Origin of the sequence: Enterococcus sp. AZ163 (genome assembly GCF_050498925.1) — a bacterium.
Taxonomy (GTDB): Bacteria; Bacillota; Bacilli; order Lactobacillales; family Enterococcaceae; genus Enterococcus_A; species Enterococcus_A ferrettii.
This window is the reverse complement of sequence record NZ_JBIPAO010000001.1, coordinates 1,115,888-1,129,569: the sequence shown is the minus strand read 5'-3', so window position 1 is coordinate 1,129,569 and position 13,682 is coordinate 1,115,888. Positions and strand designations below refer to the sequence as shown.

The window sequence follows — 13,682 nt, the reverse complement described above, 5'->3', positions numbered from 1 at the left end:
ATCCCCCTTAACGAGTTGATTTTGCCCCAGTAATATTAATTGTTGTTCCTGAAATATAGGAAGCATGATCTGAAGACAAATACGAAATCAAATCAGCAATCTCTGTCATTTTCCCAGGTCTTCCTAGTGGAATCGTTGCTGCATAATTTCCGGTATAATCATCATTTGCAGCTTCTGGATCGACTCCTCTGGTGTAATTCAAAGCCTTAAAGTTCTCTTCACTGTTCATAGGTGTCCGTTCATTTATCCCAGGAGCTACCCCGATCACTCGAATGTTAAACGCTCCCAACTCTTTTGCCCACGCTTTGGTAAAGGCATGCACTGCTGCTTTGTTGCCTGAGTAGCAGCTTTGTCCTTTCGAACCTTCTAGCCCTGCTTCAGAAGACATATTAATGATCACACCTGATTTTTGTTTAACCATTACACGTGCAACGGCTTGCGAGCAAAGAAAGACACCTTTTTGATTCACATTTGTCATAAAGTCAAAATCCTCTTCACTTAGTTCGTATTCAGGCTTTTTCCCGTAATAATCGACTAACATACGAGGACGACTTACCCCAGCATTATTGACCAGTACATCGACATGTCCATATTTTGCAACCACTTGCTGAACCATTGCTTCAACCGACTTTTTATTCGCTACATCACATACCATTGAGTCGACATTGGCTTTTCCGTCATGATTGCTTGTTTCAGTGACATCTGCTGAAATAACTTGTGCACCATTCCCTGCTAACCCATCCACCATCTTTTCGCCTAATCCCATACTTCCGCCTGTGACAATCGCAACCTTGCCCGTCAAATCTAACCATTTTTCTGACACTTTCGACACCTCACCATTTTTATTTGATAACTCAGGAGCTCTACTAAGCTATCTCGACATCCTGAAAACGTTCCCCATGTCTTTGACATCATTGTAAACGGTTGATGTGCAAAAATCAACATATTTTTTGCACATTCGTTCATATTTTTTGCACGAATTGCATATAGCGATGTATTGACCATCGATTTTGTGGTAGAATAGACAGGAAAATTAGTAGTTGGAGGGGCTTATGTTAAAAAGAGAAAGACAACGCCTAATATTGGAAGAATTGAATGTTAAAAAGAAAGTTCTTGCTTCAGATTTAAGCGAACAGTTCCATTGTTCCGAGGACACCATTCGAAGAGACTTTAGAGAATTGGATCAGCAAGGATTACTGAGAAGAATTCATAGTGGAGCCATCAGTCTAGGTCCAGCAGTAACAACCTTTGAACAACGTTTGGGAGTGAACACAGACCAAAAGCAAGCCTTAGTTCAGCGGACACTGCCTTTATTAACCGAGGATAGTATCTTAATGATTGATGGGGGGACTACCAATTTAGAATTGGTTAAAGCTCTGCCAGAAGATTTTTCGGCTACGATTATCACCAATTCACCGTATATCACCATTGAAGCAATTAAAAGAAAAAATATCGAAACCATTGTTCTAGGTGGAATTATGGCCAAGCGTGCGGCAGTTAGTCTTGGAGTAGAAGCGTTGGAGGTCTTGGATACACTTAGAATAGATACTTACGTGATGGGCATTTATAACCTCGATCCAGAAAAAGGAATGACTGTTCACAGCCAGCAGGAAGCACAGGTGAAAAGAAAGATGACTGAGGTGTCTGATGAAGTGATCGGGATGGCCTCTGCTGATAAGCTAGGTGTGTACAGCAACTATATCTGCTGCAAACCAGAAGCAGTCAATATCCTAGTTACCGATTCAAAGGATGAAGTGCTGTTGAAAAACCTAGAAAAGAAACATCTATCCATAGAAAGAGTGCAAAGATAAGAAAAAAATAAAACCAAGTGTATTCTTTCAAAAAAGAATACGCTTGGTTTTATATGTACGTTCATTCTAGTTGCTAGAACAAAACTCTTTATTATTTAGCTTTATCTACCGTACATTCGTTTCTGGGTCCTCTTTTTAGCCAATTGTTTCACCGGCCGAGTATCGTGAATCAGTTTTCCTTTTTCCAGATGGACCACCCGATGAGGAAAACGCCGAATCAACCCATGATTATGAGTAGTCATTACCACCGTAACACCCTTGCGATTAATTCGCTCCAACAACTGGACAATTTGCATCGCGTTGGCTGCATCCAAGTTCCCAGTGGGTTCATCTGCCAATAAAATTCGCGGCTGGTTGACAATCGCTCGTGCAATAGCTGCCCGCTGTGCTTCCCCTCCCGAAAGCTTCATCGCATGTCGCTTATGCGTTAAGCCTACTAAACGAAGGATTTGATTCACCTTCTTAGGAATCTGTTCTGGAGGCGTATTAACAATATCCAGTGCATAGACTAAATTTTCCTCTACCGTCATTTGCGGCAGCAATCGAAAATCTTGGAAGACTACGCCAATGTCCCGTCTTAAATAAGGGACCTCTTTGCGTTTTAATGTACTCAGCTTATGGTGATTAACAAAAACTTCTCCTCGCTCAGGGACCAAATCTTTGTATAAAAGCCTTAGCAAGGTCGATTTACCTGCTCCAGAGGCTCCAGTAATATAAACAAATTCACCAGAAGGGATCATCAGGTTCACTCGTCTTAAAATGGGGATCTGCTGCTTCTTTATTTTGACCGCTCCATCGATTTTTACTCGACGCGGCTCAGTGATGAATTTGCTCACATTTCGCATTTCAATCATGTTTTCACCTCATTACTTGGGATGTTTTAAACTCTTTTCAGCTAGGTGAAGAGACACTCCCCATTTGCTGATCGTCGAAAACTACTAATAAAAGTATAACATATCCCGTTAGTTGGTTAAACGTCATCCTAGAAAAGCAGCACTACTCCATCTTCTAAATCAAAAAAGTTATACCGTTTTAATGCTTTCTAAACAGTCTGTTCACAATTCCATCATATCTTTCATTTACTATATATGTATACCAACAAACAACCCTAACACTTTTTCATTTTTAACTCCTTTGCTAGTCGGCCACCCACCGACTAGCTTATTTTGTCTTCTCTCGATTATTGTGGAATACGTTCTGATTTAACATCCTTCTGTACTTTTAAAAGAAGTACTTCATAGTGAAATATTTTTTTTGATGAGACTCATTTTTTTGTTTAAAAAAAATACCCAATCATAATTGATTGAGCATCTTGTTTGGCTAGTTTATCGCTGAATAGTACTTTAATTCTTCCAGCTGCTGTGAACCTTCCAACCAATATTCATAAAAAGCACTACTTAACTTGTATCCTCTCCCCCATAGTGTCGTGATGGTTTCACCAGTGATGCCATGAGTCTCAAATTTATGCTTCAATTTATTTATCAAACAAGATAATTGGCTCATATTCGAAGATGTGCTGCCGTCTTGCCATAAATAGTTGCACAATTCCTGGCGGGATAATACGCCGCTCGTGGAATAGGATTGAATCAAACATTCAAAGACACGTTTTTCCGTTTTGGAAAGACTTTTGATTAATAATTTCAGACTATTTGGAGTTGTATCTTCTCCTTGTGTAGTAGGAAAAGTCAGAATTTGATTACCAGTTACCACGTCTTGCTTCACCTGTTGCTGAAGCTCGTTCATTTTTTCCCGCAGAAGTTCATAGCTCGTTTCTTTCGCTACCCAGTCTACTAGACCTCGTTCTTGCCAGTAGCTTTGTTCTTCCTCATTAGGAATGTTTTCCACCACTCGCAAAACTAATAGAGGATGATTTTTTAACATTTGCAAGATCTGTTCCACTTCGGAGTTACACAAACTTTCACTTAGTACAATCCATTGAAAGTAGGAAAGAAAAGGACTAACAGTGCCTGTTTTCAGACGTTTGAACAAATCTGTCGAACATAAAATTTCACAATTCATCCGCTGTAATTTGCGAACTAGCGGCTCTTCGGCCAAGGAGTTTTTCGTTAAAATAAGTACATGTTGCATGGGGACTCACCTTCTCTTCAAATTTTTGGTGTTTTTTTCTCTTTTATAAGTGGCTTAGTCTCGGTTTCTTCCGTATCGATTAATACGTTCCACAGGATAACCAGTGTTACAATTACACAAATGGCGACTTGAATCCACAATTGATCAAAATATGATTCAGCTAGTTTGATACTAAAAATTGCCAACAGGAAACAAATCACTAAAATGATTGCTAGTTGAACCTGCTTTAGTTCTTGTTGCACACGATAGGCTGTTTCAATTGGTACTCGCTTGTGTTGGGCGACTTGGCGAACGGAATTCTTTTCTACCAAGAGCCAGATCATTTCGCGATAGAGTTTTCGTGCCTCCGGCTCTTTACTAAATAAAGAATAAGCATCTTTACTGCGGTCTCTTTCTTTCCCTGCTTTAACCAACACTGGATGAAGCAGGCGATCATTACGTAGCGACCAGCGAAAAACTTGGCGCCATTCTTCGATGGTTAGTTGAGGCAAATTCAATACATCTAAGGTTAATTCATGTATTTCTAATTGATCTAAACAAGCTAACAGCTGGCGATAATCACGGGATACGATTTCCCAAGAAGCAATCACCAAATGGTCCCCAGGTTGGGCAAAATTCATTAAAGCCTGAAATTCACTTGTTGGTGAATGCAAGGCTTCAACCTCCTGAGCACCATCAGAAAAGAGTTCATCCACTGGGTAATCTTCCAGCATATCCAATTGTTGGGTCAGTTGATAACCGCGTGCATAGCCAAGATTCATCGTGTCCTTCCTCTTTCTGTTGGAGTTTTTCGTCTGGCAGTGCCCGATTGTTTCTTATTTCGTAACAACCGGGTAATCTGTGTCTGCAAGTCCTGTTGTCTTTGCATCAGTGAGAACAGTAAATAGCTTTGGACTAGTACAATCAGGCCTAGTATCAGTAATAATAAATAGACCATATTCTGCCTCGCCTCTTTCGTTTATTTGGTTTTTATTTTTCCTAGATCATTCTTTTTGTAATCCCAACTGTATGGTTGGGGCCCGTTTTGTGAAAGCTTCGGTTTCAAATAAATAGTAATGAAATATTCTTCATCGTCATCCAAATCTGCTCGATTTAGTACCAGTTCATTAGGAGTAATATCAGCCTCTGTTTTTCCTTGATGACCAGTTCCATTATTATCAGATTGAGCAAGAGTCAAATAGTACCCAAGTTGTTCATAATACTCTGGTAAAATCAGTGCCAAGTTTAATTCATCCAAGTCATTTACCATAAGTTTAGTATCTACAACAAACGTTTCGAAGGGTGGATTATCCGTGTTTGTTCCTGACGGAATAGTTACTTGACGCAATTGATCGGTGTTTTCTGTTGTTGTTCCTGTTAACTGATCGAAATCATTTGTCTTAATTCTCAAATACCCTTCTGTTGGTACAACAAGTTCCTCTGATTCACTTAATATTACTTGCCGTATATGGAAAAGTACTGAACAGATTTCGGTTTCAACCTCATTACTAGTCAAAGTCTGTTCGGTGTTGTTAACATCCTCACGCCATTGATAACTTAAATCTGCAGAATTAGTGATAATATCGCTGATACATGTAGCTTTTACTTTAAACGACAATGTCATAGTTTCGGTAGCATTCAGTCTGGCAATTTCAAATCGGACTGAATTACTCAGGGCTATAAAACTAGCTCCATCAGCATCTTGTCCATCTGTTTTTACACTACCGTCTATCATCAATGATCCAGGAACATATTCCGTACCAACTGGGATAACATCCTCAATTACAATATCTTCGGCCTCTCCAGTATGTTCATTTTTATTCTCTAGTGTCATTGAGTAAGTAAGTTCTTCACCGTATATGCCTACCTGCTTATCTACATTTTTTTCTAAATCAAGTTCGTCAACAATTCGGATTCCATCGTTGCTAGAGTCGACTGGACTGACACCTCGGTTACCATAACTTGCATTTTCATAGTCTAAAACATTAATTTCAGCTACAGCATTATCATCAGATTGAACATTGGCATTATCGGCGCTAACAGCTTCAACTTTTACTGAAAAGTCAATGCATTCCAAACTTCTTACCTCATCAACATCAAATGTTAGTGTATGAGTAGCAGAATTATAGGAAATATTACTAACCGTACAATTATTCGCTATCGAAGTGCCATTTTCATTGTAGCTGCCCAGTATGCTTACGCCCTCATTCGAATAGTCCATTGACAGGGGCAATTGCACTTCCATTTGAACATTGTTGGCTGACATTCCTCCAGAGTTAGCAACTACTATTCGATGGCTGGTTTTTTTACCTACTACTGTCACATCATTCTCATATTTATTGAATAGTCTTACTTTAGCTCCTGAAGCAAATTGAATATCATCCAAAAAATTTCCCGCAGCAGGAGCATATTCCACAACGCTTAAAAATTGGAATCTTGTATTCGTTTGTCCAGCAGGTATCACATAGGTTCCTTCATATCGATACCAATCTGAAGGGAATTTATTACCTTCGTTTGCTATACCATCACCTAAATACCGATGAGGTGAGTTATCTATAATGACATCTTGTCGATATAAATTTTCATTCAAGATATTGTCACTATTGATTCCTGTTGTTGGCACAGGACCAAAAAGAACACTTGCTCGTTCGTCTGTTCCCACTCTTTTAGCATAATATAATGACCAGTAAACTGTAACGCCTGGTACAGTGGCAACGTCTTGAGATAAACCAATAGCTAAATCAGGATTTAACTCTGCATACCACGCTCCATGCTGTGGGGTTCTCATTGAGTTTTGAACTTCCATCTGATGGGCTGCTCCAGTATCTACCCTGTACCCTTCCCAAAAAAATTTCCCATTGCTATCTTCCTGGCCATTTTGCAGGTATTTCCACGATTGCCCTGGTTTTACATTGCTGTGCCCATCTTCAAAACTTCCATTCTGTAATTGTATAAACGAACCATTTGCCACGTCTTGTCGCATTTGACTCGCAGCAAGTTGAACCAAATTCTCATTTGCTGCCAGGGCTTCAACTTTTTTAGGATCATCAGATTTATCCCATTCAAAAACACAACTAAGAACTATAATTAGCAACACAAACATACTACTTAATAGTGCTTTTTTATTTATAAGCTTAGACATTTTCGTAAGTCTCCTTTCTCAAAACTCATGAAATCAATGCTTTTCTTTAGTAAAACACTCATCTCATGAGTGTTGCTTATTACTTAATAAAGGGATGCAGGTTATAAAACTGCATCCTTATTTTGTAGTTTTTACAGTAAGCCTAATAAAGTGTTATCAATCGTCTTAAGAGGCTCTTCTAAGGGTATTTCTCCCTGCCACCAAGCATTACGAAAAGCCGATTCCTCACAATTGATTGTTTCAACCTTTAAGTAAATAGAAAAATCTGATTCATGATACTGCTCTGATAAACTACTAGAAAGTTTTATTGACTCAAACAGTCGATTAGTAGATTCATCAGGAGCAACCTCTGAGCCAATGTAGTAGTAGTACCCATCTGCTCCATCTAACCAATTGGCATCCATATTTTCTAATTCCAGGTCTTTACCTATTATCAGAGGTAATATTTGCACATAGCTATCATCCTCATTAATAAAGGATCGAACCTCAGGGAGAACCATCACTCGTACAAATTGATTTATTGTTCCAGTGTTTTTAATGGAGACATCCTTCTCAATGCTGTTATCCAAATTAACTTCTTGAATATTCTCGTTAAAAACTTCTTCAATCTTCGTTTCCACCTGTCCAACCTGAAAATCATTGGCTTTTTGATCCTGCGCTGTCATTGCCGCATAGACAAAATACCCGCCGCCAATCATAAGGAGGACAAGAGCCATGATGAATCCTACATAAATGAATCGCAACTTCTTTTTCCGATTTCTCATCTCTTCCCTCCTCGATTAGTGCAGCTTATTTTGATACATGTTGTAGGCAAAGTCGGTAGAACTAATTCCCCAATCAGAAATCAAACTTCTTGTAATATCGTGAGCATCCATCAAAGGAACCAGCTTATACAAAGCGCCTTTATACTGGTTGGCATAAGATGGATTCAGTGTAACGCTTTCCAACAAATTCTCGGTACTTTCGCTTGGTTGAAGAATTTCTGAATAATAGAAATACCCTTTTTCGTAATACCAATAACCTGTGTCTCCCACAGTTGGTTGTTTTACTTGGTCAAACAGCTTAGTTGTTTGAAAATTTAACTCCATCGCTTTTAAAGGCCTGGTTCGACCAGCGTCGTTATACACATAGGCCAAGGAATGATCATCCAGCGAATTACAGATTGCTTGATTGGCTTTGTAGTACTTGTTTGCATACACACTGTAATAGTTGTTGGTTTTCCACGTATCTGTGTCTTTGATCTTGATTGTGTTGTTTGGCAAAACACTGGTAGCTGGATAGACGACTAAATTACCATTTCCTTCTTCAATAGCTGGATTTTCCCGATGATTGTCAGCTACACTGATTTCAAAGCTGACAAAAAATTCATGCAACGAAAGTCGAACAATAGCTGGCACTTCACCATTATTGGTCACCCTAATTTCTTTTTTCTTCGTTGTTCCAGGCGACCAGTGAAAGACTTGGTTAAAATCTTCTTCCACAATTGCCGACAATCTTCGTTGATTGGCATCCGTTCGATTGACTCGTTCATCTGCGGATGTAATCCAAGCATACGTACTGCCTACAATCAAAAGTAGACTCAAAGCAAGCGAGAAGCAGGCAAAAAGCAGCTTGCTTTTGAGAAATACACGAAAAAGATGTTGCCGTTTTTCTTTTTGGTTCATTCCTGCTCCTCCTCTTGCCGTTTTTTCCATAAGAACAACGCGATCATTACCAGTAATAACCCACTCAAGAACATATAAACTATTTGCTCACCGGTTTGCGGCAACAGCTTCCGATTAGAAGGTCTTCCTTGACCAGTGGATGGTAACTTGCCTGATCCGCTGGGCGAACTTGGGATTGTCGGTTCAGACGGTTGCGTTGGTGTTGTGGGTTCTGTTGGCTTCGTTGGTTCTTTCGGTTGATCCTTAGTTCCAACAAAGGTCCAATAAAACTCCAGCTTGCTTTGTTCTCGCAAGTCTTCATTGGTTAAATGTGCATCCATCGTGAAGCGTGCCAACAATAGTTTATCTGTTCCGTACTTGCATACGCCCAGCTCCAACGGCGTCTTTGACCAATCAAAACTGCCATCGCCCAAAATAGGGCCTTGATAGATTTCTTTTTCATCCAAAATGAGGGTTAAGGTGATATGCTCTTTCCAAAAAATAGATCCGTTAGAGCCCACTTCCTCCACTAACAGGCCTAGAGAAAAGGGGTCTTCCAGGTCTAAGCCGCGGATGGTAATTTCCTTTTCATACACCTCTCCTGGGAGAATACCCATTAAATCAATGTAATAGTCTCCCTCAGAAGTAGCATACATGCCTTCAGAATCACCAATCACCAAGCCAGGAGGAAGTGTTTTGGCTGCCTCAGCAGCTAGAGAACCGCTGAACAGAATGAAGAGACTGAGTATTCCAATAAGTATTCTGCGCATGTTCATTCACTCCCTCCTTGCTTAAAAGCTCATCAAGTTAAATACCAGCAACTAGTTTAGTCACGATTGCTGCGGTGTCACCTGTTGGTGCAGCACCATTACCTAAGTTCCAGCCGGCACTGTCTGTTAAGGCATCTTTAGTTGCCTGTACAGCTTCCATTTTCACAACTAAATCGAAGGAAGCATTCGTGTATTCAACACCTAATGCACTTTCGAAGACCAATTTCTTCAATAGGTCTGGAGTTGTTTCACCAGATTTCAACGGAACAGTGTAGTAGAACCAGCCATCTTCTTCGTTGTATACCCATTTGCTGTTTGCTAAAGTCCCAACATCCGTGATGTCTGCACCATAGCCTACACGGATATGGTTTTTACCTAAACCAGTCGTATCTGCTTGTAAGCCGTAATTAGTAGTTGAAGCAATTGGTTTTTGGTCGGCAACGGTTGCTGGAGTTGGTCCAGGAATCGTAAATCCAGCACCCAAACCAGCTGCTGTATTCGTGTAGTTGTAGTCTACGCTGTAACGTACACCGTTAGTTCCTAGCAAAGCATTCCCAGAAGCAGCTCCTGCTTCATCTGGTAAAGTAGATTTTGCCCAGTTCGCTACGGTATGTTTGTAGCCATTTTCGTAGTAGCCGTATTTCACGTTTGATACTGTGAAATCCCAATCCATTCCATCATTACTGCCGTTTTCATTGGTTACATTAATATCGCAAGTCATTGCTTGGTATTTATTTTTTGTTGCATCAAATCCTACATCTCCAGGATTCAAACCAGCGTTGGAAGGATCGGAGTAGTACTCATGAACTATTTTTGTTTCTAAGTTATTGCTGATAGATCCCGTCAATGGATCCGTTACTTTTCCACCTTTAGCTAAGAATTTCACATTAGTGTCTTGTGCAGTCAAACCAGTCACTTGTGCGGTTGGAACAATTTCATACCCATCATTAAACATTGATGCTGCGTTGGCGTTCACTGGCATGTGTTTGCCTAAACCAGGATCATTAGTCACATGGGTATATTTTGCATTAGCTACAGTTACTGCATCATACTTAACATCCCCTTTTTCAGTTAAATGCTTCAGTACTTCTTCATAAGAAATCCGTACAAATACACTGGCATTCCCAGTATTAGAAACGGATACTTCTTTCTTCGCTTCCGTCCCTGCAACTAATGGCATTGGTTCCCATTGTTCCTTCAATACCACGCTGTCATCATTGACCGCTGCTGATTCTGCTCGGTTGATCCGTTGGTCCTGTGCAGTAATCCAGGCAAACGTCCCTGAGATGGCTGCGATTAACGCCAAAGCTGCCGCTGCAGCCATCAGCTTTTTCTTTTTGCTGTTCTTCTTCATTCCTTTTTCCTCCTATACATCCTTTTATTCTTTTTTATATAAACACTCAAACTTACGAGCGGTTATACCCAGTTGGATACCCATTTCTTTTCATTGGTCGTTTAGCTGGTTCTGGTTGCAGAAAATAAGCTTTCAGCACTAGAAAGAAGCCAAAGGTCGACAACACACACACAATACATAGCCAGAGATTCTCTTGAATGAAGTTCAAGAAACTACCCATTTTAGGGACAACGAACATCACTTTTCCTCGCACACGTTCAGCAAGAATCGGCGGATCATTGCTTTTATTGGCATCTCCTTTGGTGACAATATAATCCCCTGCTTGTCCATTCAATTGATCCAACCGTTCCACCATTCTATGGGTAAGGTAACGATCGCCTTCACCAACTTGGAAAGTAACGATATCCCCAGGTTTTGCCTGTGAGCCATCGATCATTTTTACCAATACAATGTCCCCCGCATAAAATCCGCCCGAAGGAGAATCCGGCTGCGGTGCCATGGAATCGGTTAAAACCTGATAAAAACGATGCCCCATTATCGCGGCATCAGATTTCTCACTGAAAGCAAACATCAAGGAGCTAAGCAAGATCCCAATCGTTAACGTGTAGAAAAACAAGTTATAGACAAATAGAAAGATTTTTCGATTGGTCGACTGCTTCGCTTGCTGTAATGGTTGTGTTCCATAACCGGACACTGGCCGAGGGGGACGTTGTCGTGGTGGTGGCATCCACTCCCGATTCTCACCACCATATGATGCTTCCGGCCTTGCCATTCTTTGATTATTAGGTAATGGCCTCTGATAGTGCCCCTCTCTTGAATCACGCGAACGCTGTGGCGGGTGATCGTAGTGCGGATCGTACCCTCGTTGTTGTGGTGGACGATTAGATTCTCGGTACCGAACAGATCGTTCCTCCTCCCAATCGTCGTATCTCTGCGGTGGTCGCCGGTTTGAGGGGGCACGCCCACGATAAGGTGGTTGCTGATCGAAATCATCATTTCGTTGCCGATATTCCCGCGATCTCGTCATGATTCCCCTCCTTTCATTGTGTGGTTCGATTGCCAGCTAACTGCTTGGCAGGTCGTTGTGCTGCTTCAGGAATTTTTTGCACACTTTGCTTTGTTTTATTTATCTTCACTTGTTTTTCGAGTGCTTCAGAATTGAAAGTAGTTGATTGCCTATCTTCACCGAAATCGGTAGTTGAATCGACAGTAGCGGCTTGACCTTCAACAGAGGGTTCAATAGTTTCCTTCTTCGGTTCTTGATCCCAAGCATCCAAGCCATAAGTTTCGATCAATGCATTCAGCTTTTTGTCATAGGAAGTGTCTGTGGCATATTTTCCTGTTAATGCTTTAGCTGCTGCTTGATAGGTTGGGGCATTTTCTTTCCAAGTTGCTTGATAAAAACCAGCATGACTCGAAATACCTTTCTTCAACAAAGCTGCATAATCTTCTAAGGATTCTCTGTAGCCAGGATACTGCCGGAAAGCGGATTGGATCATATACAACTGACCGTTTCCTTTGTCTTCTTGGGTATTGAATGACACATTTTTTCCTTGATAGCTCCCTTTAATACCAAACAAATTATGATGCGGTGGTTGTGCTAACTGACTGTTGCCCGACCCCGTTTCCAGAATTGCTTGAGCGATCATTACCGAGGCATAGAGTCCTTCACTCCAGGCAATCGTCTGAGCATCGGCTCCGATTGTTTGTATGAATGCTTCGGTGGTTTGATTTTTTACTACCGAAAACTGATAATTTTCTTCTACTTTCGCAGCCGGCACAGGGGTTTGGACCTGAGAAACTACTTCCGGCACGGTTGCTTCAGAAACAATGGCTTTTTCTGCGGAACCTTCTGTTGATTCGTCTGTTGCTTTTATCGGTTCAACGAATTCAGTCACCGACGAAGCCGAGTGTCCTGTTTCATTACTCGTGATTTCTTCTAGGAAAGAAGATTCTGAAGGTATAGTTGACTCTTCACTTGCCATACTGCTACCAGTAGAACTAGCTGCTATATTTGAAGTCATTTCCTGTTGAGAAACTATTGACTCCTTCGTTTCAGCTAAAACAGATGGTTTCACTTGTACTTGATAACTAGTAATTAGACCTCCACCTAGAACCAGACAGCCCAGCAAGAATTTACTTAACATCTTGCTTCCGCCTTTCCTGAGGGCGTCCTCTTGGCCTTTTTGATCGAGCTGCCGCTTGCTTCAACTTCATAAGAACATTGTGATAGTGCAAAGCAGTCATTTTCAGATATATCGCTAATACCATCAGCAACATCAAAAGAAACAATTGGCTCACTGTCACAACCTCTTGAAAATCAGTAAAATAGAAAAAAATGCCCAGTATCAGTACTCCCAGTAGTACGACCAAAGAGAAGAGCCAATAAACCCAATACCAAAAGGTGTACCATTCGATTTTTTCTTGCAGTGTCTTCATTTCTTTGTGTTCCCCTCTTTGACGATGCCTAAAATTTGTTTTTCTGAGACTAATCCGAAGATTCGGCTGTCTTTAGAGATGGAGCGATTGTCACCCAAAACAAAATAGTAACCTTCTGGAATTACTTGTTTATATGAATCATTCCAGCTAAAGTCCTCTGTTTGCTCCGCAAATTTATCGAAAATGACCGCACCGTTTACTAATAATTGGCCATTCTGATAATCAATCTGCTCACTTGGCAAACCAATCACTCGTTTCAAATATAATTCTGTGGGTGCATCAGGAGGATGCAATACGACTACATCAAAACGCTCCGGCTTATGATGAGCTTTCACCTGGACAATCTCGTGTTCCCAATAGGTTGGAATCATGGATTCCCCACTAACAAAGTATTTCGGATACAACCAGTAGTAGACTCGGAAAGTACCAAGAAAAATGAAATAACAAATCATAAAT

General features: G+C 40.7%; 14 protein-coding genes. 1 reads left to right on the top strand and 13 read right to left on the bottom strand.

Translation table 11 applies throughout. The annotated features are described in order from the left end of the window. Positions 1 to 7 precede the first annotated feature (7 nt). Positions 8 to 823: a sorbitol-6-phosphate dehydrogenase subunit gene (locus IGI46_RS05450; protein ID WP_429973092.1), complete on the bottom strand. Its 816-nt coding sequence runs from the start codon at positions 821 to 823 to the stop codon at positions 8 to 10. A 229-nt stretch (positions 824 to 1,052) separates the two neighbouring features. Between IGI46_RS05450 and IGI46_RS05445 the strand changes: the two genes are divergently transcribed. Further along, on the top strand, positions 1,053 to 1,811 hold the full coding sequence (locus IGI46_RS05445) for a DeoR/GlpR family DNA-binding transcription regulator (protein WP_429973091.1): 759 nt from the start codon (positions 1,053 to 1,055) through the stop codon (positions 1,809 to 1,811). 101 nt (positions 1,812 to 1,912) lie between these two features. Here IGI46_RS05445 and IGI46_RS05440 read toward each other — a convergent pair whose 3' ends face one another. The 12 genes from IGI46_RS05440 to lepB all read right to left on the bottom strand — a co-directional run bounded on the left by IGI46_RS05440 (position 1,913) and on the right by lepB (position 13,678). Next, positions 1,913 to 2,665 (bottom strand): cell division ATP-binding protein FtsE, encoded by a 753-nt coding sequence (locus tag IGI46_RS05440; protein WP_429973090.1) that lies wholly within the window; start codon positions 2,663 to 2,665, stop codon positions 1,913 to 1,915. A 466-nt stretch (positions 2,666 to 3,131) separates the two neighbouring features. After that, entirely contained in the window at positions 3,132 to 3,899 is a 768-nt protein-coding gene (locus IGI46_RS05435; protein WP_429973089.1) for a helix-turn-helix domain-containing protein, read from the bottom strand. A 17-nt stretch (positions 3,900 to 3,916) separates the two neighbouring features. Further along, entirely contained in the window at positions 3,917 to 4,660 is a 744-nt protein-coding gene (locus IGI46_RS05430) for a recombinase family protein (protein WP_429973088.1), read from the bottom strand. 197 nt (positions 4,661 to 4,857) lie between these two features. Further along, positions 4,858 to 6,975, bottom strand: a complete 2,118-nt coding sequence (locus IGI46_RS05425; RefSeq protein WP_429973087.1) for a DUF11 domain-containing protein — start codon at positions 6,973 to 6,975, stop codon at positions 4,858 to 4,860. A gap of 176 nt (positions 6,976 to 7,151) precedes the next feature. Continuing rightward, positions 7,152 to 7,784: a TasA family protein gene (locus IGI46_RS05420; protein WP_429973086.1), complete on the bottom strand. Its 633-nt coding sequence runs from the start codon at positions 7,782 to 7,784 to the stop codon at positions 7,152 to 7,154. A gap of 15 nt (positions 7,785 to 7,799) precedes the next feature. Further along, positions 7,800 to 8,684, bottom strand: coding sequence for a hypothetical protein (locus IGI46_RS05415; protein ID WP_429973085.1), 885 nt, complete (start codon positions 8,682 to 8,684; stop codon positions 7,800 to 7,802). After that, the gene (locus tag IGI46_RS05410; RefSeq protein WP_429973084.1) at positions 8,681 to 9,439 is read right to left on the bottom strand and encodes an LPXTG cell wall anchor domain-containing protein; all 759 of its coding nucleotides are present in this window, start codon (positions 9,437 to 9,439) and stop codon (positions 8,681 to 8,683) included. The genes IGI46_RS05415 and IGI46_RS05410 overlap by 4 nt, the downstream gene beginning before the upstream one ends. 31 nt (positions 9,440 to 9,470) lie before the next feature. Next, complete coding sequence (locus IGI46_RS05405) at positions 9,471 to 10,787, bottom strand: hypothetical protein (RefSeq protein WP_429972780.1); 1,317 nt, start codon at positions 10,785 to 10,787, stop codon at positions 9,471 to 9,473. A gap of 52 nt (positions 10,788 to 10,839) precedes the next feature. Next, positions 10,840 to 11,814, bottom strand: coding sequence for a signal peptidase I (locus tag IGI46_RS05400; protein ID WP_429972781.1), 975 nt, complete (start codon positions 11,812 to 11,814; stop codon positions 10,840 to 10,842). Between the two features lie 13 nt (positions 11,815 to 11,827). Next, on the bottom strand, positions 11,828 to 12,934 hold the full coding sequence (locus tag IGI46_RS05395) for a glucosaminidase domain-containing protein (RefSeq protein ID WP_429973083.1): 1,107 nt from the start codon (positions 12,932 to 12,934) through the stop codon (positions 11,828 to 11,830). Next, positions 12,924 to 13,226: a hypothetical protein gene (locus IGI46_RS05390; protein ID WP_207701441.1), complete on the bottom strand. Its 303-nt coding sequence runs from the start codon at positions 13,224 to 13,226 to the stop codon at positions 12,924 to 12,926. Before IGI46_RS05390 ends, IGI46_RS05395 begins: the two co-directional genes overlap by 11 nt. After that, on the bottom strand, positions 13,223 to 13,678 hold the full coding sequence (lepB, locus tag IGI46_RS05385) for a signal peptidase I (RefSeq protein WP_429973082.1): 456 nt from the start codon (positions 13,676 to 13,678) through the stop codon (positions 13,223 to 13,225). The genes IGI46_RS05390 and lepB overlap by 4 nt, the downstream gene beginning before the upstream one ends. Positions 13,679 to 13,682 lie beyond the last annotated feature (4 nt).

Bases quoted from the DNA above. Each gene is read 5' to 3' on its own strand.
- IGI46_RS05445 (WP_429973091.1), top strand. From the start codon at position 1,053: ATGTTAAAAAGAGAAAGACAACGCCTAATATTGGAAGAATTGAATGTT.
- IGI46_RS05440 (WP_429973090.1), bottom strand. From the start codon at position 2,665: ATGATTGAAATGCGAAATGTGAGCAAATTCATCACTGAGCCGCGTCGA.
- IGI46_RS05435 (WP_429973089.1), bottom strand. From the start codon at position 3,899: ATGCAACATGTACTTATTTTAACGAAAAACTCCTTGGCCGAAGAGCCG.
- IGI46_RS05430 (WP_429973088.1), bottom strand. From the start codon at position 4,660: ATGAATCTTGGCTATGCACGCGGTTATCAACTGACCCAACAATTGGAT.
- IGI46_RS05420 (WP_429973086.1), bottom strand. From the start codon at position 7,784: ATGAGAAATCGGAAAAAGAAGTTGCGATTCATTTATGTAGGATTCATC.
- IGI46_RS05415 (WP_429973085.1), bottom strand. From the start codon at position 8,684: ATGAACCAAAAAGAAAAACGGCAACATCTTTTTCGTGTATTTCTCAAA.
- IGI46_RS05410 (WP_429973084.1), bottom strand. From the start codon at position 9,439: ATGAACATGCGCAGAATACTTATTGGAATACTCAGTCTCTTCATTCTG.
- IGI46_RS05405 (WP_429972780.1), bottom strand. From the start codon at position 10,787: ATGAAGAAGAACAGCAAAAAGAAAAAGCTGATGGCTGCAGCGGCAGCT.
- IGI46_RS05400 (WP_429972781.1), bottom strand. From the start codon at position 11,814: ATGACGAGATCGCGGGAATATCGGCAACGAAATGATGATTTCGATCAG.
- IGI46_RS05395 (WP_429973083.1), bottom strand. From the start codon at position 12,934: ATGTTAAGTAAATTCTTGCTGGGCTGTCTGGTTCTAGGTGGAGGTCTA.
- IGI46_RS05390 (WP_207701441.1), bottom strand. From the start codon at position 13,226: ATGAAGACACTGCAAGAAAAAATCGAATGGTACACCTTTTGGTATTGG.
- lepB (WP_429973082.1), bottom strand. From the start codon at position 13,678: ATGATTTGTTATTTCATTTTTCTTGGTACTTTCCGAGTCTACTACTGG.